We start from the raw sequence: 22,805 nt of genomic DNA, 5'->3' as shown, positions 1-22,805 counted from the left end.
GAAAATATTTAAATATCAATTGTTTGTAGAAAGTCCAGAAAATAATTATTTTTGCTTCACACCTTTGTGTTAAAAAAGATTCTTAAAAAATGTCTATTTCAATAAAAAATATTTCTCACGCACAACTTACTACGAATTTTAGTGTGGAAAACTATTGTATTTTTGCTTTTTGCGGAAGTGGAAGTTTCTCGGTTGATTTTGTTGATTATGAATATGATGGCAATACGTTATTATTTCTTTCTCCCTTCCAGAATTTTCAAAAAAATAAAGGAAATATGGAAAAAATAAGTTTACTTCAGTTTCACGGAGATTTCTATTGTATTGAATATCACAAAAAAGAAGTGGCTTGTAACGGATTATTATTCAACAACATATTCCTTTTACCTCATATTAAAGTTTCTGAAAAATGTTTTAAAGAAATTTTACATATTTTCTCTCGAATTGAAAATGAACTATTATCTGAATCAACTTATTCTCAAGCGATTCTTAAATCCTACTTACAACTCATTCTAGCGCTTTCAAGTAAGGAAAAAAGCAATATTTTGGAAAAAACAGAACAAAATGTTGAACACAACTTGGCAACAGATTTCCAAAAATCATTGGAAAAATATTTTTTAACCGAGCGAAGTTTACAATTTTATGCTGATTTGGCTCATCTGTCTCCTGATACTTTTAGCAAGAAAATCAAATACTTATTAGGAAAATCTCCTACAAAATTAATACAAGAAAGAGTCATTTTAGAGGCAAAGAAACAGCTTCATCTAACTCATAAGTCTGTTAAAGAAATCGCTTTTGATATGGATTTTAAAGATGAGTTTTATTTTAGTCGATTTTTCAAAAAACTTGTAGGTCAGTCTCCTAAACATTTTAGAGAAACTGTGGGAATTTCAATTGTAGCAAAATAATCTATGTTATTTCCCTTTTTGTCCATTTAATTATCAATCAAATAATTATTACCTTTGCACCGAAAAAAAATCATAATATTTTAAAAATCAATAACAATGGAAAGATTACTTACATTTTTGGCAGATAGCCAACGTACTTTTGTAAACTTCATACGAGTAGCGATTTTCATCGTAATGGCTTGGATTGGTGGATTAAAGGCTTTTCAGTATGAAGCTGACGGAATTGTTCCTTTCGTGATTAACAGCCCTTTTATGAGCTTTTTCTACAACAATACAGGGAAAACAGCTACAAATGAAAAAGGCGACACTGTTGCTGAGTACACACTTCACAAAAATCCAGAAGGAAAAATGGTAGCCAAAAACATTGAATGGCACAAACAGAATGGAACATACTGGTTTTCATACGGATTAGGAACTGTAATTTGCATAATCGGTTTACTTGTACTTTTAGGAATTTGGTCACCTAAAATTGGTGTGATTGGAGGATTATTAACTTTCGGAATGTCTATCGTAACACTCTCATTTTTAATAACAACACCTGAAGTATATGTTCCTAATTTGGGAGGAGATATGCCTACACCTAACTTTGGTTTTCCTTACCTTTCAGGAGCAGGGCGTTTGGTATTGAAAGATATTATTATGTCAGCAGGAGGATTGATTGCAGCTTCTGAGGCGGCACAGCGTTTACTCAAAAGAAATAATTAATACTACACTAACATATTATAAATAAGCCATTTCAGTTTGAAACGGCTTATTTGTTTTGTACCAATTAAAAAAGATAAAAGAAATATTTTTATAATTAGACGATTCAAATCCAAAAATGTTACAAAACTGAAAGATATTTTTCGCTCATCTTTTCATAAACAATTATTATTCAGCGAATAGGAGCGTAAAATTATCTTGAAATATTTGCCCCACTGGCATTTCCCACTCCAACAACCTCATCATATAAAGCACCTGGATCTCTGTAATAAACTAAAATCAGATAGTTATTTTCTGTCTGTTGAAAGTTTCCTCCTATTTCATTAAAATTTATCTCGTTTTTATCTTTCGTAGCATATTTATAATTGTAAAATCCTTGTTTTAGAAGTACTTTACCTGTGAAATAACCTGTTTTTTCATCATAAACAAGCTTATATTCGTCAGAAATCTGATAATTAGAAAATTTTCCGTAGATATACACTTCTTTTCCCCAAAAAGAGGGTTGCCCTTGTAAAGAAAAATTCACCCAAACATAATCCGCCTCATTATCAGGATTTCTTCCATTGATTGTATTTACCAAAAAATCACCATTAATATCAGGATAATATGTATAAACTCGATTTGCACGACTTTCATTTCCAAACAGATAATGCTCAAACAATTCGTTTTGTTCTACACGAAAAATCCCAGCAGAAGCAACTCGCAAATCCTTACTATCAAAATTCAAAAACTCATTTCCAGCCCAAAAAGCACTTTCCGAATCGTATCTATAAATCAATTCGTTGCCCATTACGTACTGCGGTTTTAATTTCGTTATCGCGTTATCCCAACGATAATTTTGCAGAATCGCCACCTTAACTGTTGATTTTGGGTCTTGCAGATGTAAATCTTTCTCTTTTACAGAAAATTGAACTACTTGCTTTGTATCAAAAAATTGTAAATCACGAGAACGCTTTACTTCAGCCAAAACATTTACCAACGGATTGTAAACCACAAACCTACGAGAAAACAACTCTTCTCCGTAACTATCTGTTATCGAAAGTATATAGTTTCCTGTTAAGGTTATTTTTGTCAGTTCATTCGGAAGTGTTAAACGATAATGTGAATAAATTTGCAACGTTGCATAAGAACTACTCTCTGACTGGAAAGATTGTTCGTCTAATCCTTTAATATATTCACTTTTCAGCAACGTGGAAGGCGACCAATCGGCATTGCAATGTGTAATTTTATAGTAGTAGATTTCCTCCGAGCCTCGCAAATCATCAAATTCCAACGAGAAACGTTCGTTAATTCGCACCACTGGAAACTGGCTTCTATCATTTTCAGATGCTTTAAAAACAATCGTTTTGATATACTCAGGAGGATTTTTTTCCGTCAATATTTGAGCCTCCAAACTTATAGAAAGAAGTGCAAACAGAAAATATAATAATCGTTTCATAAAATCAATTTTTAAAAATCAAATGTAGGAAAAAATAATGTAAATAAAAATTTTTATCTTTGTGCTTCATTAATTTTCTATTAATTCAAAGAAATGAAGTATCTTATTAAAAATAAATGGGTGATTGTAGGTGTGTTTTTAGGAGCTACTGCAGGATATTTGTACTACTATTACGTCGGCTGTGTATCAGGAACTTGCTCCATTACCTCCAATCCTCTAAATAGCACACTTTATGGGGCTGTGATGGGCGGATTATTGTTAAGCATCATCGTTCCAGCAAAGAAAAACACAAAAATATTAAAAGAAATCGCACCAAATGCTGTAATTATTGATGTACGAACTCCATCAGAATTTCAATCGGCACATTTTGAAAAATCTATAAACATTCCGCTTAATGATATTCCAAACAAAATAGCTGAAATAAAATCCTTTAACAAACCTATCATTTGTTGTTGTCGTTCAGGGTTTAGAAGCCGAAAAGCAACAAAAATTTTAAAAGGTCAGGGAATTGAATGCTATAACGGTGGCTCGTGGCAAGAAGTAAGCGATTTGTATTGATATTTTTTCTCTTCATAAAGTTTTTTCTGAGGAAAATTACATTACTAACTCATTCGCAATGTATATGGTAAAATTTTATATCTTTGCACCCGCTAACTTTCAATCACATTTATGACAAATTCAGGAAAAATAGAGCTGATGGCTCCCGCAGGAAACTTCGAATCGTTACAAGCAGCTATTGATAATGGTGCTGATTCGGTATATTTTGGAGTTGACCAGCTGAATATGAGGGCAAGAGCAAGTATCAATTTCACCATTGACGATTTGGACGAAATTGCAAAACGTTGCCACCCAAAAGGTATCCGTACCTATCTTACCTTAAACACAATCATATACGACCACGATTTATCCATCATAAAAACCTTGCTCGACGCTGCAAAGAAGGCAAACTTAACCGCAGTAATTGCTATGGATCAAGCGGTTATCGCCTATGCTCGTCAAATTGGTATGGAAGTGCATATTTCCACCCAAATCAATATTACAAACATCGAAACGGTGCGTTTTTATGCAATGTTTGCCGACACAATGGTAATGAGTCGTGAATTGAGCCTTAGGCAGGTAAAGAAAATCGCCGAGCAAATCCAAAGGGAGCAGATTAAAGGTCCGTCAGGGAATTTGGTCGAGATAGAAATCTTCGGTCACGGAGCGTTGTGTATGGCGGTTTCAGGAAAATGTTATTTGAGTTTGCATTCGCATAATTCGTCGGCAAATCGAGGGGCGTGTAAGCAAAATTGCCGAAAAAAATACACGGTTATCGACCAAGAAAGCGGTTTTGAAATCGAAATTGATAATGAATATATGATGTCGCCCAAAGATTTATGTACGATTGACTTCCTCGACCAAGTGATTGACGCAGGAGCCAAAGTACTCAAAATTGAAGGACGCGGAAGAGCTCCCGAATATGTGGCGACTGTCATAAAAACCTATCGTGAAGCCATCGATGCGTATTACGAGGGGACATATTCAAAAGAAAAGGTTGAAAAATGGATGGAAGCCCTTTCAACTGTTTACAACAGAGGATTTTGGAGTGGATATTATTTGGGACAGAAATTGGGAGAGTGGAGCGAGAATCCGGGGTCGAACGCTACACAGAAAAAGGTGTACGTTGGGCAAGGAAAGCACTATTTTCCAAAATCGGGGATTGCGGAATTTCTCATCGAAGCCTACGATATTAAAGTGGGCGACAAACTCCTCATTACAGGTCCTACCACAGGCGTACAGGAGTTCGTTTTGGAAAATATGATGGTAAATGACGCTCCCGCACAAACGGCAACCAAAGGTGATTCTTGCACCATCAAAACTGATTTCAGAATTCGTCTGTCGGATAAATTATATAAGATTGTAGCTACGGAGTTTGCAAAATCATAACCGAATAGATAATAAACATCAAAAACACCCTTCGGAGTGTTCAAATGAGCAAATGCACCACTAAAAAACACTTCGAAGCATTTTAATAAGTCGATGTAAAGCTAAAATAAACAAATGTACGACCAAAAAACCTTCCGAAGTATTAAAATAACAAAGGGAGACACCAAAACATAAAAAGAATTCAAAGAATAAGAAAATAATTGTAAAAACACTAAAAAATGAAAACATATTATCTATCCAACGAACAAATGCTTCAGAATTTTGGGGCGATGTTTGAAAATCTGTCCAAAGAGGGCGATTTGAAAACAGAATTAGCAGAATACGGCTACGACGATGCCAAAATCGCCGAAGGAAAAGCCCTTTACGATGAGGCTCGTAAAACATTCGATGCCAACATAAAAGAAACACGCGAAGAGACATCGGCGTCATTGGCTTTTCAGGAAAAATATCAAAACGTACAGAAAAAATATAGTACACATCGCAAAAAGGCACGTATCGTCTTTGAGGACAACGAAGAAGCTCTTCGTCAGCTTAAACTCAAAGGAAGTGCTGCCCGAGCCATCGCTGCAGCTATGGAAGAAATGAGAGCGTTTTATCAGCTTTTGGATACCACCCCCAATCTTCTTACGCCACTAAAACAACTAAAAATCAACGAAGAAGATATCAAAAATCAGCTTCAAGAACTCCCCGAAGTAGAAAAAGCCTACGCTACCTATCTGCAAGAAAAAGGGGAAAGCCAACAAGCCACCCGAGACAAAAACAAAGCCTTTGAAACCCTCGACAAATGGGTATCGAAGTTCCATAAAGTGGCTAAAATTGCCCTTGAAGACCGCCCACAACTTTTGGAAGCTCTCGGAAAATTTGTAAGAAGCTAATGTATTTTTAGAAAAGACAAAATACGGGTTCAAATAGAAGATAATTTGTTTTCTTAAAGAAAATTTTCTAAATAAGTTGACTTATAAAATTGGAAAATGAATAAAGTATGATGAAAATAACAGCCTGACACGAAAAAATATCATCGTACTTTTATAACACAATTTAAAGACAAATAAATAATGGTAGTAGTAACCTTACAGCGTGATAAATGCATTGGGTGTAATTATTGTGTTGAAGTAGCTCCGGAGCAGTTCCAAATGTCGAAGAAAGACGGAAAAAGTGTTTTGCTTCGCTCTACGGAGAAGAAGGGTTTTTTCACACTCAAATCGCACGATGATAACATTTTAGAGCCTTGTGAAGCTGCCCAAAAAGCGTGTCCCGTTAAAATTATTTCAACCAAGAAGATATAAACATAATGTTTTAAAAACTATGCATACTAAAAATAGTAACCGATGAAAAAAAATCTATTCTTAATTTTCGCAATCGCTTTATTTTCCAACGTACAAGCTCAATATATTGGAGTTAGAGCAGGATATAATAACGCTACACTAAGCGGAAAGACTACAAATGGTTCTTCAATATCAAGCAAACACGGCATTTACGCTGGAGTAACCTTGGAATTTCCTTTATCAAGGTTTTTCTCATTTCAAACAGAAGCTACCTATTCTCGAATAGGAGCAAAAATCAGTTCGCAAGGCATTGGAAACGCAAATCTTACTCTGGACTATTTATCTGCCCCAGCGTTGGCTAAAATAAACATCTACGAAGGACTAAGTTTACACACCGGTCCTCAATTTAATTTCTTGATTAACAACAATGATTTTTCCTTCGAGAAAGATGAAACGTTTACTGAAGTTAGCAGCAAAGCTGTGGATTCCTTTGATATGTCGTTGGTTGTTGGTGTGAATTACAGAACAAGTTTCGGGTGGTGCTTTGAAGCTCGATTCAGTCAAGGTTTAACAAACATTCTTGAATCAAAAGAAAGTTCGCTGATAAATACAGGCTTCAGTCCTGATTACAATTTCAAAAATACGGTTCTATCCTTAGGAGTGGGCTATGTTTTTTAAAAACTAATAGTAAATGACTTGTATGAGTTGCCAAAAGAGGTTTGAGGTAAGGTTGAAGAGGGCTGTTTTTGCTTTTATTTTCATAGTATTCGCATTAACGTCTTGTTCTAAATCAAAAATTGAAAGGAATCCGCATTTAGGAGAAGTTCGTTTTTCTTACACAATAAATATTGATTTACCAGCCTACAACGCTTTGAAATATCCTCAAAACACGATTTATATTCCTAACATAGGCATCAAAGGCGTTTTTGTTAGCAGTTTAGGAAATAATCGATTTGTGGCTTGGGAGGCTGCTTGTCCTAACCGGAATCCGTCAAATTGCGAAAGGCTGAAATGTGCTTCAAAAGGTGAAAATGACTTTACATCTTGCGATGGCGACACAAAATCTTACATATTTGTAATCTGTCCTTGCGATGGAAATGTTTACAACTTAGTAAACGGAAGTATTATCAAAACGAATAGCCCAGAACAACAATATCCTTTGTTAAATTACGCTATTTCAGTAGCAGGAAACTCTTTGACCATCAGCAATTAAACAATAAATATTTCACGCATCTATTCTCAAATTATTTCATATAGTTTATGATTTCAAATCAATTCGAAAATAAAAAATCTGTAAATCCGTTCATAATTTTCTTTGCGTTATTTGCTGGATTTTTCTTGTATGATGTTTTTATTTTTGAAGATTCGTGGAATCCAAGTAATTTACTACTGAGAGTAAGTGCTTTCTTGGCTTTATTTGTTTCAGTCTTCTTCCTAAACGTAATCGACCAATGGAATGAACTCACGGAAAATAATTCTTATTCCATTTTCTTTTTTGGCTTCTTTTCAACGATTTTTCCAGATGTATACAACAATTTTTTTCTCTGTCTTTCTAATTTACTGATTGTAATTGCCATCTGGAGAGTTATGACTTTGAAAACTGAAGAAAACATTCCTCAAAAAATCTTTGATGCTTCTTTTTTAATCATTTGTGCGGGATTACTTCACACTTGGGCGTTCATATTTCTGTTGAATGTTTGGATATCATTACTCTTTTATGGTTCAAAAAAGAGAAAATATTGGTTAATCCCATTTGTAGCACTTTTTTGTATAGGAATTTTGTTTTCTACGGGATTAATATTGCTTAATATTCCTTTTAATTTACCTGAAATCAACAAACTATGGTCACACGATTATAACAAAATAATGTTCTTGCCCAATCTTGTTCCTCTTGTAATTACAGCAATTATGCTTTTAGTTTCTATTGTTGTTTATTTCTTTAAAAGCTATTATCACAGAGGAAGTAGCCAAGTAATCATACAATTTTTGTTGGTTGGGCTGATGGTAGTTTTTTTCTCCAACGAAATCATTTTTATATTCGCACCTCTTTCCATTTTATTTGCTCTTTATATTGAAAATATAGAACGAACCTGGCTAAAAGAGACTATTCTGTGGATTTTTTTAACTATTCCTTTGGCAATCCTACTGTTGCATTTTATCTCCAAAAGCCAAATCGCCAGCATCTCCTAAACCAGGAACAATATAGCCTTTTTCATTTAGTTTAGGGTCGATAGTTGCGATCCAAAGGTGTGTATCTTCTGGAAATTTATCTTTCACGTATTCAATACCTTGCTCTGCTCCTATTACAGCAAACAAATGTACTTGTTTAGGCTTTCCGAGTCCGCCCAATGCTTCGTAAACATTCACAAACGAACGCCCCGTTGCCAACATTGGGTCAGCAAGAAACAAAATTTTTCCTTCCAATGAGGGTGAAGCCAAATATTCTACTGAAATATCAAATTCTGTTTCAGATGTGTGTTTGCGATAAGCCGAAATGAATGCATTATCCGCACAATCAAAAAAGTTTATTAATCCTTGATGTAATGCCAATCCAGCACGAAGTATAGAACATATTACAATTTCATCTTTAGGTAACAAAACTTCTTTTTCACCTAATGGTGTTGTTATATTTTCACTTTGATAATCAATCGTTTTACTCATTTCATAGCAAAGTACTTCACCAATACGTTCCAAATTTTTTCGAAAACGCATACGATCTTTCTGAACTTTTACATCTCTTAGTTCAGCGATAAATTGGTTCAAAATCGAGGGCTTTTCCCCTAAATGATGTATAATCATAATTTTGGTTTTTGTTCCCGCAAAATTACGAAAAACTTTTCACTTTTCGTTTTACATTTTTCACTTTAATATTTATTTTTGCCAACAATATGAAACATCAAGTATACATATCATTAGGAAGTAATATCGGAGATAGAAAATCCTACTTGCAGTCTGCTACAAACGCTATAAATCAACAAATTGGAAGTATCGTTAAAGTTTCTCCCATTTATGAAACACCCGCTTGGGGATTTACAAGTAACAATTTTTACAATATTTGTTTGCTTACCGAAACCACTCTTTCTCCTGAAAAAACACTTCAAAAACTTTTGAGTATTGAAAAAGAATTAGGACGAGTAAGAAATGCTAATACGGAAAGCTATCAACCCCGAAGTATTGATTTGGATATTCTTTTCTTTGATGATAAAATCATAAAAACTGAAGATTTACAAATTCCGCACCCTCAAATTCAAAACCGAAAGTTCGTTTTATTTCCTCTGGCAGATATTGCACCAGAAAAAAAACACCCCACTTTGCAACAGTCTGTTGAAGAACTCATTAAAAACACAAACGACACCTCACAAATAACAAAAATTAGTGATAAAATCAGTATTCCTAACCAAAATTGTCCTTTCAGGCATTATAATTATATTGCAATCGAAGGAAATATTGGCTCAGGAAAAACGACATTATCCACCAAAATAGCAGAGGATTTTAATGTACGTCTTATATTGGAACGCTTCTCAGATAATCCGTTTTTACCGAAGTTTTACGAAAATCCAAAGCAGTATGGCTTTACTTTGGAGATGTCTTTCCTTACCGAACGCTATCAGCAAATGTCAGAGCAATTGGCACAAACCAATCTGTTCAAGCCTTTTATCGTCTCGGATTATGATATTTTCAAATCGTTGATATTTTCGCAAGTAACTCTGACAGAAGATGAATTCGTACTATATCGAAAGCTTTTTTACATTTTATACAACCAAATCGTAAAGCCTGATTTGTACATCTTTCTATATCAAAGCACTGACAGATTGATTGAGAATATCAAGAAAAGAGGAAGAACGTACGAACAAAATATCTCAAAAGAATACTTAAATCAAATTCACCACGGATATTTGGACTTCATTCAGAAGAATAATGACGTAAATTCTCTAATTATTGATGTTACCGAGTTAGATTTTGTGAAAAATCAGTCCGATTACGAGTTTATTATTGAGAAAATAAGCAATTTTTCAAGAGAAACATCCCAAAAATGACACCCATATTATCAACCAGAATATTATCTGACCAACAGAAGAGCAAATTACTGAAACAAGGTTTTTCTGTTACCGAAATTGACTTCATTCAGACTCATTCCGTTGAATTTGAGCTTAAAGACATAGGCGATTTACTACTTTTTACCAGCCAGAATGCCATAAAAAGCGTTTTGCAACACCCCAAAAAGGATTCTTTAAAATCAATACCTTGTATATGCGTAGGAGAAAAAACGGCTAAACTTCTGTCGGAAAATAATTTGAAAGTACTTCATTATGAAGAATATGCAACCGATTTAGGTAACTACATCAAGCAGCATTGTGCAAAAAATAGAATAACTTTCTTCTCAGGAAATTTACGACGTGATGTTTTACCAAACGTATTAAGAAACAACCAAATATCACATAACGAAATACAAGTTTACAAAACCATTCTGCATTCCGAGAAAGTAAATTCTCCGCAAAAAGCGATATTATTTTTCAGCCCATCTGGAATTCAAAGTTTTTTACAACAAAATAGTTTTTCTGATGAAGTTATATTTTGTATTGGCAGAACAACCGCAGAAGAAGCATCAAAACATACAAAAAATTATATTATTTCAGAAAAACCTACTATTGATAGCCTCATAGAATGTGTTATCGCACACTTTATTGAATAATTTTATTCATTTTTTATTCAAAAACAAAAAAGCTGTCTAAAAAGACAGCTTTTTTATATCGAATTCGTTTTTATTTAAAGAGAACAGCCGCAACGGTTACTAAACTCGTCTGGTCGATTAATATTGCACTTCCTGTTTCGCGAAGTTCTTTGTAGCTATCATACGCTAACGGAGCTGAAGTTTTCAATTTCACTGTAACTACTTCATTTAACGAAACTGACGTTACGTCGGCAAATCTTTCGAGCGTATTTACGTCAATTCTTTCCTTAATCTCTTTTACGATTGCATTTACCACGCGAGTATTGTACTGCAACAAATAGCGTCCGCCTACATTCATTGGGCGTTCGTCCATCCAACAAATCGTAGCTTCAATTTCGTTAGAAAATTTTATCAAATCATCTTCCTTAGCAATTAATGACCCTCGACTAATGTCTACATCTTCTTCGAGATGAATTACAGCACTCTGAGGAGCATAAATCTGTTCTACTTCTTGGTTTCCTACCTCAACGAATGATACAGTAGCTTCAATTTGGGAAGGATATATCTTCACTTTATCACCTTTCCGGAAAGTACCGCTCTCTACTTTCCCTGCATACCCTCTGTAATCGTGGTATTGCTCTGTTTGTGGGCGAAGAACCAACTGCACCGGAAAACGAGCATTTGTCAAATTAACGGACGATTGCAATTCCACCGTTTCCAACCTTTCTAATAAAGAATCTCCTTTGTACCAATCCATCTGCGTTGATTTATCTACGATATTATCGCCTTTCAAAGCACTTATAGGGATAAATTCAACATTTTTAAACTCAAGAGCTTTTGCAACTTTCTGATATTCGGTTTTAATCTCTTCAAATCTTTGTTGAGAGAAGTCAACTAAGTCCATTTTATTAATCGCAACCAATACGTGCGGAATATTCAGGAGCGATGCAATGATGGAATGTCTCTTTGTTTGTTCAATCACGCCATTTCGAGCGTCGATGAGAATAATTATCAAATCTGCATTCGAGGCTCCCGTAACCATATTTCGGGTGTACTGAATATGCCCTGGAGCGTCAGCGATGATAAATTTTCGCTTTGGAGTTGAAAAATATTTATAAGCGACATCAATCGTGATACCTTGCTCTCGCTCAGCCCGAAGCCCGTCGGTTAGCAATGCCAAATCTACGCTTCCGTCTTCTCTATTCTTGGAGCTGCGTTCCAAAGCCTCCATTTGGTCAATCAAAATATTTTTGCTGTCGTACAAAAGTCGTCCAATAAGTGTACTTTTCCCGTCGTCTACGCTTCCAGCTGTTAAAAATCGTAATATATCCATTTATTTTTAACGATTTAATTTGTTTATATGTTACTTCTTTTCTTCTTGATAAATTCTGAAGAAAAAATCACTATTTTTTATTAAAAATATCCGCTTTTTTTTCTGTCTTCCATTGCGGCTTCGGAGATGCGGTCGTCAATTCGGGTTTCTCCTCGTTCACTGGTTCGGGTGGCGATAATTTCGTTGATAATATCATCAATCTGATAGGCTTCGGACTCTACCGCTGCCGTACAGGTCATATCTCCAACGGTTCGGTAACGTACTTTGCGTTTTACTATCACGTCATTTTCGTCAATCTGAATATATGGCGAAACGGCAATTAGCTGTCCGTTGTGGTCAATTACTTCGCGTTCGTGCGAGAAATACACACTCGGTAACTCTATTTTTTCACGACGAATGTAGTTCCAAACGTCCAACTCCGTCCAATTGCTAATAGGAAACACACGCACGTTTTCGCCTTTGTGTATCTTTCCGTTATAGGTGTGCCAAAGCTCGGGGCGTTGTAATTTCGGGTCCCAACCGCCAAAGTCGTCACGCACGGAAAAAATTCGTTCCTTGGCACGAGCTTTCTCCTCATCGCGTCTTGCTCCACCGATACAAGCATCAAACTCAAATTCTTCGATGGTATCCAACAAAGTGTAGGACTGTAAGGCATTACGACTTGCAAACTTTCCTTTGGGTTCGGTCAAGCCCTTTGCTTTAATGGTGTCTTCTACCTTGCGGACGATAAGTCGCTCACCGAGTTTCTTCACTAAATTATCGCGAAAGTCCAACGCTTCTTGGAAATTATGCCCCGTATCGATATGCACAAGCGGAAACGGAAACTTACACGGACGAAACGCCTTCAAAGCCAAGTGTACCAACACGATGGAGTCTTTCCCACCACTGAAAAGCAACGCCGGTTTCTCGAACTGACCACCAACCTCGCGGAATATATGTATGGCTTCTGCCTCCAATTGTTCTAAATAATCCATATCTGAATGTTCAATATTATTTATATTTTTTCCCTTTTAATTTTTCTATCTCTTAGTAAAGTAAACTTATCATTGTTATTTTTCTTTACTGAATTTCTGTTTCTGTTTGTTCAACTAATGAAAAACATCAGAAGAAGACACATAAAACTTTTTGCAACTTGAAAAACACTTTGCAAGTTGCCTATATGAAAAATAAAATCCGTATTGCACTACTACAACAACGCTCGTTTTACTTCCTCATTAATGGCATTGGCTAAGTTTCGATACTTTTCTTCTCCGTTAACGAATGCCATTGCCGAGATAGCTTTTCCGAGTTTGTCGAACATTCCTTGCATCACGTCACGAGCTTCCTGCGTTTTGCCTAATTCTTTTTTAGATTGCTCCATCGTTCGGTTGCTGTGCAATACATCGAATTGTTCGTTAGCTTCTTTGAGCGGTGCTACCCATTGTGTGATGCCAAGAGCAGTGACGTGGGATTGATTTTCCGATTTTTCAAAGTCCGAAAGCAAGTTGCGGATAATCGCTGTTGCATCGCGATAGGCTCGTTTGGTGACATCCTTTCCGTAAGACTCAAAAATAGCTTCGATACGCTGTGCTGACTTCCTTTTTGCCTCATCAGGGAAATTCAAAAATGAAAGAGCGTATTGTTTCAGCCCTGTGAAAATCGCATCGCGTTCCGAGTCCAATTCAGCCAATGTTTTGGTATGTTCATTTTTTCGTACGGGCTTCATTGCATTTTCCAAAGCATCGAAAGCATCGTCGAATTCTGTTTTCACTCCCGAAAGCCCTAAACCAGAAAGGTCAGATTCATTTTCCAAAAATGTTTTCACATTCTTCATCGTTTGGGCAAAAGCCATCAAACGAAGTGGGGATAAATTAGTTCTTTTAATCATAATTATTATTTTTTGGATTACTACTTTGTTTTTTTATGTATTTAGCATCAATAATTTTCCCTTTTTATCTTCAAGAAAGATTTTCTCAGAAGTTTTGCTTATCAATACATTCTTTCACACAAATAATTCAGTAAAAAATTAACCAAATTACAGATTTTATACTTTTCACTCAGTAGAAAATTCATTTCTCTACAGATTTTGATTTTTCACTGAGTAAAAAGCCCATTTCTTTATTATTTTTAGCCTTCTGGCGAGTAAAAAGTTTCTCGTTTTCTTCCTGTGAGCTTTCTACCAGATAAAAATATGCTCGATAAAAATCAATAACACTTTTTTTTCATTAAAAATTTGCAGAAAACTCGCTTCAAATAATTTCTAACAAACCACTTGCAAAGTTACTAATTCTCTGCCAGTAAAAGAACAAAAAAGAGAATTACTTTCGGATTTTAATTCTTATATACTGACATTTCTCGTTAAAATTGCCACTTTCATTCCAAAACTTAACCCTATGATTTATCGGAATGTAGAAATATCCATCACTACTCCAAAAAATAGAATCCTCTTCGTGATTATACGCCATCCAGTTTGTAAAATGTGCCAAAAGAATTTCCTTGACTTGTAAATTATCATCAATAGTGTACAGACTTAATTCTACAATATCATCGTACGGATTTGTATATACGGAAATTATGTGCTTCTTATCGGGAGAGATATAAGGAAAATCCGAAAAAGAAATTTCCTTTCCTGTCTTTTTATCAATCCATTTATAATCGTAAGCCTCCCAATAGCTGCCCGAAACTACAAACTGATTCATAAACTCAATTTGCCCTTTATATTCATACACCTGCTGATTATCCAAGTCCGAATTAGGGTTAATATCCTTAAAAGTCACTATGGAATCCAAGCACGGAAGCGTAATTACATTGTTCTTCTTCACGATTGATAGCGTATCTCGCAAAAGAAAATCAACCGCCGATTTCTTTGCTTTTTCATACAAAGATTTATCAATCAATTCAAAGCTAATGAGCGTATCTAAAGCAATGGCCTCTTCATAGAAAATAGGTTCGTGTTGTTCTCCTTTCTGGATAAGTGAAATTTTATCCAAATCGGAAGCAATGAGTGAAATTTGGCTCAAATCTCCTACTTTGCTCTTCAGTACGTAGGCATAATTCCCTGTTTCGTAATTCATTGCTTTGTAATAGTCGCCCTGTTCACCCTCGATTTCAATCCTATAGCCATATTGCATCGCATTTTGGTTTTTGGAACTTTCTTCGGGCTTTTCTTTGAACCAAGTTCCCTGTCGGTCGATGACGTATTTTACTATTTTGGAAGAATTGCTCTCTTCATTCTTAAGGGTTGTATCTGTGACAACTTCTGGCTTGTCGCTTTTCTGCGAGGCGTTTTTCTTTTCAAAAAATTGACAACCCACCAAAGGGAGAAGTAGTAATAGTGAAATAAACTTTCTCATCATTTTTTTGCACTGACGTTTACTGATTTACTTTGTGGAATGCAATCCGCACTCTTTTTTACTTTTATCTTCCCACCACCAGCGACCCGCACGGAAGTCTTCTCCTTCTTTAACGGCTCGTGTACAAGGCTGACAGCCAATACTTATGAAACCTTTATCGTGTAGCGGATTGTACGGCACTCCGTTGGTGCGTAAAAAATCCAGAACTTCAGTGGTTTTCCAATGTAAAATCGGGTGGAATTTAATAATCTGGTTACCTTCGTCCCATTCCACCTGTAGCATTTGTTCCCGATTAGGAGATTGCTCTGCTCGAAGCCCTGTAATCCATACTTTATTTCCTGCCAAAGCCCTTTTTAAAGGTTCAACCTTCCGAATATGGCAGCATTCTTTCCGTAGTTCGGGAGAATTGTAAAACGCATTGATGCCGTGTGCTTTCACGTAACTTTCAATAGATGCCGCATCAGGATAATACGGAATTGTGGTGGTTTGATAGCTCATATCGGTTTTGTCCCACGTGGCATACGTCTCGGGAAACATTCGCCCTGTATCGAGTGTAAAGATTTTTATTGGAATATGGTTGTTTCGTATCAGATGGGTGATTACTTGGTCTTCCATTCCGAAGCTAGTAGAAAAAACGACTTCATCAGGGAAATAGGAAGCCAAAAATTGTAAAGATTCTATCTCATTTTTCCCTAAAAGTTGCTGTTGAAGTAATTCTGTTTGCTTACTCATTTTAAATTTTTTAGAGAGCAAAAATACTGATTATTTTTCAAATAAAAAATTGTTTGAAACCTATGAGATACAAAGTTCCAAACAATTAATTTTCCTTCAGAATACTTTTTTTAATATTTCAGATATTCTTTTATTTCCTTGATGGGAATTTTCACCTCAAAAACTCCCTCAACATAAGGAGCAATTTCATAAGGGTTGTAATACAACACTAAATGTTCGCCCACAATTCCGACATTTTCAGGAAAGTGAAATTTATCATCTTCAAACCAAAATCCCTTCTCATTAAGGCTGTCTGCCAAGATATTTTGTTCTTTCTTGAAGTAATTTTCGGCTATTTTGAGTACTTCCGAAAAGTTTGTGAATAATTCCTCTTTTTCTATTATCTCTCCGTTGGAAATATCAAAGTTTAAAAATATTTTTGATGAAATTCCGTGGGCCCCACCCACATACGAATACCGATTTGAAACCAACGAAAGCATTTTTTCATTCTGGAAAGAAATACTATCGTTTAAAATCAGCTCATAAGCAGAAATATTTGGAAAATGCTGATGCAGATTATCGTAGTCCTTCACAAAGGCTTCTAAGCTTTCATCGATGGTCATCTCAATATTTCTTAGCGAATCAATCTGGTTACTCAACAAAAAGTTCACAACTTGTGACTCAATTTCTCTGTTAAAGTTTTCCGCAAACTTATTGGGTCTTTTACAAATCAAATAATTCAAATTTATTGAAGAACAATCATCTTCACAATTTTCTTCACTTTTTTCAATTATTTTTTCAGTAAATTTAGGTTTGTCGGAACAAGCCACAACAAAAATCAAAAGAAAAACAAGTAAAAGTTTTCTCATAACATTATTATTTTAATAAAATTTATCAAGGAGCTATCTTCTGAGCATAAATATTTCTGCAAACCATTGATGAAAGTGTAACTTCCTTATTATTAACTAAAACAACCATCGAATTATCAAATTTCTCTTTACTTAGAATGGTTATTTCGTCTCCCAAAGCAATTGAAACTTTATTCAAATAAAGTAAAAATTCCTTTGATGTATTTTTCACAGCAACACAAATGCCTGTTTCATTCTCCTCAAATTCGCTAAGTAAAATCTTGATTGTTTTTTCAAAAACTCCCTCTCTGTTTGGGATTGGGTCTCCGTGAGGATCCGTTTCAGGAAATCCTAAGAAAGCATCTAGTCTTTCGATGAGTTTTTCAGATTCTATATGCTCCAATTCTTCAGCAATTTCGTGTACTTCGTCCCAAGAAAAATTTAGTTTTTCCACCAAGAAAACTTCCCACAAACGATGTTTCCTAACAATTGAAATCGCTTTTTTTCTGCCTAAAGAAGTTAGCGTAACCCCTTGATACTTAACATAATTAATCAATTTCTTATCAGATAACTTTTTAAGCATATCTGTAACAGAAGAAGCCTTCGTGTTCATTGCCTCTGCAATAGCATTGGTATTCACCTCTTCTTCTGCTTCATTAAAAAGATGAAAAATTGTTTTCAGGTAATTTTCTTCAGATAAAGTCATTTATTATGTGTTTATGTAAACAAAAAAGCCGTCCATATGTTGTCTATCAAGAGATAAAAACCACACGGACGGACTCCCTTATTAACGTAATCTATTCGTTTTCCAATTCAATGAACAAAGCCTTTAGCTCAGTAGCATCGTGCGGCTTCATTTTTCCTGCAATTACCAAGCTCAACTGTCTTCTGCGTAAAGCTCCTTCATAACGTACTTTCTCAAGCTCCGTTTCTGGCTGAATTTCAGGAACTTTCACTGGTCGTCTATTTTCATCAACAGCAACAAAGGTGTAAATTGCTTCATTCGCTTTGATCCTTTCTCCTGTTACTGGATCCTCCACCCAAACGTCTAAAAAAACTTCCATAGAAGTAGAAAAAGCTCTTGAAATTGAAGCCTCTACCGTCACAATACTTCCCAATGGAATACTGTGATTGAACGCTACGTGATTTACAGAAGCAGTCACCGTTGGGTGATGAGAGTGCCTCTGAGCCGCAATACTAGCAGCTCTATCCATACGAGCCAAAAGCTCACCTCCAAACATATTATGGAGATGATTGGTCTCACCAGTTAACACTAAATCTGTTAAAATCGTACGTGACTCGGAGGGTGTTTTTTTCTGCATATCAACTATGGATTAACTAAAATCCAACCTCCGTCTAATTTTTTCTGGTCTTTTGCTTCTTTTACTTCCTTTTTCAAAGCCTCTGCCTCTGCCATATTATCAAATCCAGCATAGCTCACTTGATAAAGACCTTTTGCATTCTTTCCTATCACAGAAGCATTTTTGTATCCTAATTTTTTAAGCTGTTCCACTCTTGTTCGTGCATTTTTTTCCTCTTTGAAAGCACCCGCAATAACTTGGAACTTTTTATTTTTTGTAGAAGACGTCGCTTTTGTAGTTGAAGAAATTACCTCTTTCTTAGATTCTTTTGCAGGAACTTCTTTCGATACAACAACCTCTTTTTTAACTTCCTTAACTTCAGGCGTAACAACTTCTGTTTTTTGAGGATTTTCTATTTCTTGTTTTGCTTCAGCCTTTGATTTTGACAACTCCTTAACTTTCACTGCATTTAGTGAAATTGTAGGTAAAGACAAAGGAATTGTGAAAGTAGCCTCACTTAACTTTTGTTGCACTTGCTGCTCTATCTGACTTTCAGAAATAACTACCTCATTATTAATATTATCTGTAACAATGTCTTCTCCAAAAAGTTTAACTGCTGCAAAAGCAAGAAGAGCCAAGCCTACAACTGCTATTGCTGTATATGCCAAAAACGGACGTTTCTTATTCCTTTTTGGTTCTTCTCTTCGCTGACGATTCACAAAAGCATTCTCTGTTTTCACCTCTTTTTCAATAGGTAAGTCTAATGTTGGAGTAACTTGTTTCTCAACAGGCCTAATAACTTCCTCTACCTCAGCAATTTCGTGAGGAACAAAAGCTGACATTCCAAAGGAATCCGTAAGATAATTGACATCTTCAAAAACCTCAAAAGAGAGCCTTCCTTCTGGAGTCTGTTTCAAAACTCCAATATTATTAAGTGTGAGAGTTTCCCCTTTTTGTAAAATCTTTTTCCAGCCTTCAACAGTTGTATTGACATAATCTTCAACGAGATTATAGTCAATTCCTGAATTCTCAGAAACGTGTTTAATTAACAACCCATCGTTCGAGTGCAAACTTGCATTAAAAGTTAGCTCACGTTTTGGTGGAACAAAAGTCTTATCCTCAAACATTCTTGCGGACTTTCTGTTTGAGATAAACGCTCCAAACTTTGGTATTATAACACATTGATGCTTATAAAGTAGCTCTTCAACATATTCGTTAAGTTCTTTCATAACTACATAAATTTTATGTTACTACAAATCAAAACTCCATAATCATATGGAGAGTCAAAGATATATATTTTTTTTATCTCCAACAAATTTATTTTTAATTTGAGATTTAAATAGCTAAATCAGAGATTTTTAGGCAAAAAATTTATACCCTTTTGTGACCTCGCCAAGAATCGAACTTGGATCAAAAGTTTAGGAAACTTCTATTCTATCCGTTGAACTACGAGGCCTCTATTTCTGAATTTGAGGGACAAAAATAATCTTTTTTTTTGAAAGTTTTAAGATTTCTTGAACTTTTCAATAAATATATTTTCCTTACCTTTGCAAATTGGCGTGAAACACATTATATCTCAATCTTTTTAACTCTTTTATTAATTTATTTTCAATATTATGAAGTATCTTTTTTCAGTACTATTTACGATATTTTTTCTTACCATTTATGCACAAGAAACACTTCCTCTTTCAATTCGTCAAAAAGAAGAATTAAAAGAAAAATCGTGGGTGAGAGAAACTCCCTTTGAGAGAATTCCCGTCACTAATATTGGTAACAAAATCAACACCTTTAGCGTAAATAAATACAATGTTAACGAAGTGGTTATTGCTCCAGATTCTGGTGGACTTTGGTATAGCCAAAATGGAGGGGAAACTTTTGAATTTATTTTTGAAAATCAATCTACGCAACAGGTTAGTGCTTTAGCCGTAGATTGGAAAACAGGAGTAATTTGGGCAGGGACACCTTACGGAATATTTGCGTCTCTGGATAAAGGTAAAAGCTGGGAATTCAAAGGGTTAGCCTCTTCACAAAATATCAGTTCCATCACAATCAATCCTAAAAACACAGAAGAAGTTATAGTAGGAGTACTTGGAAATCAATACAATGCTGATGAAAAAAGAGGAATTTTCAAAACTAATGATGGAGGAAAAACGTGGCAACATAAGCTTTTCATTGGCACACGTGCTGGTGTTTGGCAAATTAAGGAAACAAATAATGGGAATACGCTTTTTGCTTCTGTTTGGCATTCTGAAGATTCTTACTGGGAATCAAAACCTTATGGAAATCTAAGCTGTATTTATAAAAGTAATAATGGAGGAGAAACTTGGAATAAAATCACGCAATCCAATGGATTTTTGAACGGAAATTTCGTAGGCAAAATTGGATTGGCTGTTTTTGACCAAAACACTATTTATGCTGTTGTGGACAATCGTTCTGTAAAAACAAGAAGTACTGCTTCAAAAAGTGTTGATAAAACCACTAAAATCCATCTATCTGGTCAAGATTTTGAGTCTATGAGCAAGTCTGATTTTCTAAATTTAGATGACAATCAACTCAATGCTTTCTTGCATAACATAGGTTTGAACGAAAAATATACAGCTACAAATCTGAAAAATATGATTTCAGCAGACATCACTTCTCCTGCTAAACTTCTTTCTTTCTTAGGAGCTAAACATCAAGAAGTTATAGGAGCTGAAGTGTATGTAAGTAATGATGGTGGAACATCTTGGAATAAAACAAATTCTACTCCCTTAAATGATACTTTTTATCAAAATGGTAATGATTTTGCGAATATTACAATTAATCCTGCAAATAAAAATCATATTTTTATAGGAGGTTTTCCACTTTTAGAATCAATTGATGGTGGAAAATCTTGGAGGAATAAATGTTCCATTTCTCTTCAAAACGGATTTTATAAAATTCATTATCAAATGAATACTCTTTTCGCTACAACCAAAAATGGTTTCTCAATTTCATACGATAATGGTAAAAATTGGTCTTACAAAAATGTCCCTCAGTCAGCATCTTTCGAGAAAATTGTGTACGATAAGCATAAAAATACTTTTTATCTGGCAGGAGAACAAGGTATTTTAATGAAAACCAACTCACAATGGAACAAAATTCTGCCTCAGTCACAAATTATTTCAGGAAATAAATTATACGTAGGAAGTGAAAATGGTAGTTTTTACGACTTCAACAATGAAAAAAATTCATTAACCTCGTTAGGTTCAATGTATTTTTCAGAAAACAAAGCTCCTTTACGATTTGGTAAAAAAGCTCCTCTATTTGTTTCTCCTCAAAATAATGATATTTTATATGCAGGAAGTAATAAATTACACATCTCAATGGATAAGGGAAAGAATTGGCGCACCATATCCGAAGATTTGACAAATGGTGATAAAAAAGGAAACAAAACCTATGGAACAATTTCTTCCATAGCGGAATCTCCTTTTCTTTTTGGTTTAATTTACACAGGAAGTGATGATGGAATGATTCACATTTCAAACAACGGAGGTGTATCTTGGCAAATGATTTACAACGCATTTCCTAAACCATTAAACGTAAATAATTTAATAGCATCAAAACACAATCGAAACCGAGTAATTGCCACTCTCAAAAGCACTGATAACAATAATCGCGAACCTTTTATCTTCTTGAGTAATGATTTGGGAAAAAATTGGACTGAAATTCGTTCCGATTTGCCCGAAAGCAGAATCAATGTCATTAAGGAAGACCCTAAAAATGAGCAAATTTTATACGTTGGTACGGATAACGGACTTTATGTTTCATTCAATTTAGGTGAAAGTTGGCAACCTTTCTCTAAAAATTTACCTGAAACGGGAATTCTAGATATTTTTATAAATGAAAACAATGGAGAAATGATTGTTTCTACTGAAGGAAGTGGAATTTACAGAACTTCTGTTGATATTTTACAAGACCTTCGTGCCGCAATCATAGCACAAGATTTTTACCCATTACAAGAAAAAATTCGTGTTGAACATTCACCTCTTTGGGGAAACACTTGGAATGAATGGAAAAAAACGAACTCTCCTGAAATTCATTTTTATGGGTTTGCTGCTAAAGAAAACTTATCTGTAAATGTTAAAATAGTGAAAGGGAAAGTAACTTTACAATCTTTCACTTACAAAACCAACAAGGGATTCAATTACATACCTTACGATTTAACCATTTCTGATGTGGGAAAATTGATGTATGAAAAAAGCATACAAAGATTGATTTTAACCGCTTCTGTCGATAAAAAATACTACCTACCAAAAGGAAAATACAAAGTAGTTTTCAATATTGGAGATGGTTTTGAAGAGGAAAGAGAACTTGAAATTTACTAAGAAGCACAAAGGCAAGATTAATCAAA

Annotated in this window: 23 protein-coding genes and 1 tRNA gene; 12 read left to right on the top strand and 12 right to left on the bottom strand. The window is 34.9% G+C overall.

Translation table 11 applies throughout. The annotated features are described in order from the left end of the window. Positions 1 to 89 precede the first annotated feature (89 nt). Together YW9_RS0111950 and YW9_RS0111945 are read left to right on the top strand one after the other, a co-directional pair. Positions 90 to 905 carry a helix-turn-helix domain-containing protein gene (locus YW9_RS0111950; RefSeq protein ID WP_018280406.1) on the top strand — a complete coding sequence of 272 codons (816 nt, stop codon included), beginning with the start codon at positions 90 to 92 and terminating at the stop codon, positions 903 to 905. A gap of 96 nt (positions 906 to 1,001) precedes the next feature. After that, positions 1,002 to 1,610, top strand: coding sequence for a DUF417 family protein (locus YW9_RS0111945; RefSeq protein ID WP_018280405.1), 609 nt, complete (start codon positions 1,002 to 1,004; stop codon positions 1,608 to 1,610). A 190-nt stretch (positions 1,611 to 1,800) separates the two neighbouring features. Here the strand turns inward: YW9_RS0111945 and YW9_RS0111940 are convergent, their stop codons facing one another. After that, positions 1,801 to 3,045 (bottom strand): type IX secretion system plug protein, encoded by a 1,245-nt coding sequence (locus tag YW9_RS0111940; protein ID WP_018280404.1) that lies wholly within the window; start codon positions 3,043 to 3,045, stop codon positions 1,801 to 1,803. 93 nt (positions 3,046 to 3,138) lie between these two features. Here YW9_RS0111940 and YW9_RS0111935 point away from each other — a divergent pair, with 93 nt between their 5' ends. The 7 genes from YW9_RS0111935 to YW9_RS0111905 all read left to right on the top strand — a co-directional run bounded on the left by YW9_RS0111935 (position 3,139) and on the right by YW9_RS0111905 (position 8,426). Next, on the top strand, positions 3,139 to 3,603 hold the full coding sequence (locus YW9_RS0111935) for a DUF6132 family protein (RefSeq protein ID WP_018280403.1): 465 nt from the start codon (positions 3,139 to 3,141) through the stop codon (positions 3,601 to 3,603). Between the two features lie 111 nt (positions 3,604 to 3,714). After that, complete coding sequence (locus tag YW9_RS0111930; protein ID WP_018280402.1) at positions 3,715 to 4,971, top strand: peptidase U32 family protein; 1,257 nt, start codon at positions 3,715 to 3,717, stop codon at positions 4,969 to 4,971. Between the two features lie 218 nt (positions 4,972 to 5,189). After that, positions 5,190 to 5,846 (top strand): hypothetical protein, encoded by a 657-nt coding sequence (locus YW9_RS0111925; RefSeq protein WP_018280401.1) that lies wholly within the window; start codon positions 5,190 to 5,192, stop codon positions 5,844 to 5,846. 180 nt (positions 5,847 to 6,026) lie between these two features. Beyond that, positions 6,027 to 6,257, top strand: a complete 231-nt coding sequence (locus tag YW9_RS0111920; RefSeq protein ID WP_018280400.1) for a ferredoxin — start codon at positions 6,027 to 6,029, stop codon at positions 6,255 to 6,257. 42 nt (positions 6,258 to 6,299) lie between these two features. After that, the gene (locus tag YW9_RS0111915; RefSeq protein WP_018280399.1) at positions 6,300 to 6,914 is read left to right on the top strand and encodes a porin family protein; all 615 of its coding nucleotides are present in this window, start codon (positions 6,300 to 6,302) and stop codon (positions 6,912 to 6,914) included. 22 nt (positions 6,915 to 6,936) lie between these two features. Continuing rightward, positions 6,937 to 7,449: a hypothetical protein gene (locus tag YW9_RS0111910; RefSeq protein ID WP_018280398.1), complete on the top strand. Its 513-nt coding sequence runs from the start codon at positions 6,937 to 6,939 to the stop codon at positions 7,447 to 7,449. Positions 7,450 to 7,496: 47 nt separating this feature from the next. Beyond that, on the top strand, positions 7,497 to 8,426 hold the full coding sequence (locus tag YW9_RS0111905; protein WP_018280397.1) for a DUF6427 family protein: 930 nt from the start codon (positions 7,497 to 7,499) through the stop codon (positions 8,424 to 8,426). Here YW9_RS0111905 and upp read toward each other — a convergent pair. Next, entirely contained in the window at positions 8,379 to 9,035 is a 657-nt protein-coding gene (gene upp / locus YW9_RS0111900; protein WP_018280396.1) for a uracil phosphoribosyltransferase, read from the bottom strand. The genes YW9_RS0111905 and upp overlap by 48 nt on opposite strands. 89 nt (positions 9,036 to 9,124) lie before the next feature. Here upp and folK point away from each other — a divergent pair, with 89 nt between their 5' ends. Together folK and YW9_RS0111890 are read left to right on the top strand one after the other, a co-directional pair. Continuing rightward, positions 9,125 to 10,273, top strand: a complete 1,149-nt coding sequence (folK, locus tag YW9_RS0111895) for a 2-amino-4-hydroxy-6-hydroxymethyldihydropteridine diphosphokinase (RefSeq protein WP_026194021.1) — start codon at positions 9,125 to 9,127, stop codon at positions 10,271 to 10,273. Beyond that, positions 10,270 to 10,929 carry a uroporphyrinogen-III synthase gene (locus tag YW9_RS0111890; protein ID WP_018280394.1) on the top strand — a complete coding sequence of 220 codons (660 nt, stop codon included), beginning with the start codon at positions 10,270 to 10,272 and terminating at the stop codon, positions 10,927 to 10,929. The genes folK and YW9_RS0111890 overlap by 4 nt, the downstream gene beginning before the upstream one ends. Positions 10,930 to 10,999: 70 nt before the next feature. Here YW9_RS0111890 and YW9_RS0111885 read toward each other — a convergent pair whose 3' ends face one another. The 10 genes from YW9_RS0111885 to YW9_RS0111840 form a co-directional block, all read right to left on the bottom strand. Further along, positions 11,000 to 12,241 (bottom strand): sulfate adenylyltransferase subunit 1, encoded by a 1,242-nt coding sequence (locus tag YW9_RS0111885; RefSeq protein ID WP_018280393.1) that lies wholly within the window; start codon positions 12,239 to 12,241, stop codon positions 11,000 to 11,002. Positions 12,242 to 12,321: 80 nt separating this feature from the next. Then, entirely contained in the window at positions 12,322 to 13,230 is a 909-nt protein-coding gene (cysD, locus tag YW9_RS0111880) for a sulfate adenylyltransferase subunit CysD (RefSeq protein ID WP_394356369.1), read from the bottom strand. A 197-nt stretch (positions 13,231 to 13,427) separates the two neighbouring features. Further along, on the bottom strand, positions 13,428 to 14,108 hold the full coding sequence (locus tag YW9_RS0111875; protein WP_026194019.1) for a DUF6261 family protein: 681 nt from the start codon (positions 14,106 to 14,108) through the stop codon (positions 13,428 to 13,430). A 430-nt stretch (positions 14,109 to 14,538) separates the two neighbouring features. Beyond that, positions 14,539 to 15,576, bottom strand: a complete 1,038-nt coding sequence (locus tag YW9_RS0111870; protein WP_026194018.1) for a hypothetical protein — start codon at positions 15,574 to 15,576, stop codon at positions 14,539 to 14,541. 24 nt (positions 15,577 to 15,600) lie between these two features. Beyond that, positions 15,601 to 16,305: a phosphoadenylyl-sulfate reductase gene (locus tag YW9_RS0111865; protein ID WP_018280389.1), complete on the bottom strand. Its 705-nt coding sequence runs from the start codon at positions 16,303 to 16,305 to the stop codon at positions 15,601 to 15,603. 110 nt (positions 16,306 to 16,415) lie between these two features. Beyond that, entirely contained in the window at positions 16,416 to 17,153 is a 738-nt protein-coding gene (locus YW9_RS0111860) for a DUF3298 and DUF4163 domain-containing protein (protein WP_018280388.1), read from the bottom strand. Between the two features lie 25 nt (positions 17,154 to 17,178). Further along, a complete protein-coding gene (locus YW9_RS0111855) occupies positions 17,179 to 17,838 on the bottom strand; it encodes a metal-dependent transcriptional regulator (protein WP_018280387.1) in 660 nt (219 codons plus the stop codon). 91 nt (positions 17,839 to 17,929) lie between these two features. After that, the gene (locus YW9_RS0111850; RefSeq protein WP_018280386.1) at positions 17,930 to 18,454 is read right to left on the bottom strand and encodes an acyl-CoA thioesterase; all 525 of its coding nucleotides are present in this window, start codon (positions 18,452 to 18,454) and stop codon (positions 17,930 to 17,932) included. 5 nt (positions 18,455 to 18,459) lie between these two features. Then, positions 18,460 to 19,662, bottom strand: a complete 1,203-nt coding sequence (locus YW9_RS0111845) for an HU domain-containing protein (protein WP_018280385.1) — start codon at positions 19,660 to 19,662, stop codon at positions 18,460 to 18,462. A gap of 155 nt (positions 19,663 to 19,817) precedes the next feature. Further along, positions 19,818 to 19,889: transfer RNA gene (locus tag YW9_RS0111840), tRNA-Arg, on the bottom strand. 160 nt (positions 19,890 to 20,049) lie between these two features. On the opposite strand from YW9_RS0111840, the gene YW9_RS0111835 reads away from it, so the two are divergent. Further along, positions 20,050 to 22,779, top strand: coding sequence for a VPS10 domain-containing protein (locus YW9_RS0111835; protein WP_018280384.1), 2,730 nt, complete (start codon positions 20,050 to 20,052; stop codon positions 22,777 to 22,779). Positions 22,780 to 22,805 lie beyond the last annotated feature (26 nt).

The sequence above is a fragment of the Capnocytophaga cynodegmi DSM 19736 genome, from assembly GCF_000379185.1.
In the GTDB taxonomy this organism is placed as follows: Bacteria; Bacteroidota; Bacteroidia; order Flavobacteriales; family Flavobacteriaceae; genus Capnocytophaga; species Capnocytophaga cynodegmi.
Note: the sequence above shows the minus strand (reverse complement) of the source record. Positions and strands in the feature narration are given on the sequence as shown.

What these genes read in the sequence shown, in the direction of transcription:
- YW9_RS0111910 (WP_018280398.1), top strand. Translation starts at nt 6,937, where the DNA reads ATGAGTTGCCAAAAGAGGTTTGAGGTAAGGTTGAAGAGGGCTGTTTTT.
- YW9_RS0111920 (WP_018280400.1), top strand. Translation starts at nt 6,027, where the DNA reads ATGGTAGTAGTAACCTTACAGCGTGATAAATGCATTGGGTGTAATTAT.
- YW9_RS0111870 (WP_026194018.1), bottom strand. Translation starts at nt 15,576, where the DNA reads ATGATGAGAAAGTTTATTTCACTATTACTACTTCTCCCTTTGGTGGGT.
- folK (WP_026194021.1), top strand. Translation starts at nt 9,125, where the DNA reads ATGAAACATCAAGTATACATATCATTAGGAAGTAATATCGGAGATAGA.
- YW9_RS0111865 (WP_018280389.1), bottom strand. Translation starts at nt 16,305, where the DNA reads ATGAGTAAGCAAACAGAATTACTTCAACAGCAACTTTTAGGGAAAAAT.
- YW9_RS0111935 (WP_018280403.1), top strand. Translation starts at nt 3,139, where the DNA reads ATGAAGTATCTTATTAAAAATAAATGGGTGATTGTAGGTGTGTTTTTA.
- YW9_RS0111950 (WP_018280406.1), top strand. Translation starts at nt 90, where the DNA reads ATGTCTATTTCAATAAAAAATATTTCTCACGCACAACTTACTACGAAT.
- upp (WP_018280396.1), bottom strand. Translation starts at nt 9,035, where the DNA reads ATGATTATACATCATTTAGGGGAAAAGCCCTCGATTTTGAACCAATTT.
- YW9_RS0111945 (WP_018280405.1), top strand. Translation starts at nt 1,002, where the DNA reads ATGGAAAGATTACTTACATTTTTGGCAGATAGCCAACGTACTTTTGTA.
- YW9_RS0111860 (WP_018280388.1), bottom strand. Translation starts at nt 17,153, where the DNA reads ATGAGAAAACTTTTACTTGTTTTTCTTTTGATTTTTGTTGTGGCTTGT.
- YW9_RS0111850 (WP_018280386.1), bottom strand. Translation starts at nt 18,454, where the DNA reads ATGCAGAAAAAAACACCCTCCGAGTCACGTACGATTTTAACAGATTTA.
- YW9_RS0111845 (WP_018280385.1), bottom strand. Translation starts at nt 19,662, where the DNA reads ATGAAAGAACTTAACGAATATGTTGAAGAGCTACTTTATAAGCATCAA.
- YW9_RS0111855 (WP_018280387.1), bottom strand. Translation starts at nt 17,838, where the DNA reads ATGACTTTATCTGAAGAAAATTACCTGAAAACAATTTTTCATCTTTTT.
- YW9_RS0111885 (WP_018280393.1), bottom strand. Translation starts at nt 12,241, where the DNA reads ATGGATATATTACGATTTTTAACAGCTGGAAGCGTAGACGACGGGAAA.
- YW9_RS0111915 (WP_018280399.1), top strand. Translation starts at nt 6,300, where the DNA reads ATGAAAAAAAATCTATTCTTAATTTTCGCAATCGCTTTATTTTCCAAC.
- YW9_RS0111940 (WP_018280404.1), bottom strand. Translation starts at nt 3,045, where the DNA reads ATGAAACGATTATTATATTTTCTGTTTGCACTTCTTTCTATAAGTTTG.
- YW9_RS0111890 (WP_018280394.1), top strand. Translation starts at nt 10,270, where the DNA reads ATGACACCCATATTATCAACCAGAATATTATCTGACCAACAGAAGAGC.
- YW9_RS0111930 (WP_018280402.1), top strand. Translation starts at nt 3,715, where the DNA reads ATGACAAATTCAGGAAAAATAGAGCTGATGGCTCCCGCAGGAAACTTC.
- YW9_RS0111835 (WP_018280384.1), top strand. Translation starts at nt 20,050, where the DNA reads ATGAAGTATCTTTTTTCAGTACTATTTACGATATTTTTTCTTACCATT.
- YW9_RS0111905 (WP_018280397.1), top strand. Translation starts at nt 7,497, where the DNA reads ATGATTTCAAATCAATTCGAAAATAAAAAATCTGTAAATCCGTTCATA.
- YW9_RS0111875 (WP_026194019.1), bottom strand. Translation starts at nt 14,108, where the DNA reads ATGATTAAAAGAACTAATTTATCCCCACTTCGTTTGATGGCTTTTGCC.
- YW9_RS0111925 (WP_018280401.1), top strand. Translation starts at nt 5,190, where the DNA reads ATGAAAACATATTATCTATCCAACGAACAAATGCTTCAGAATTTTGGG.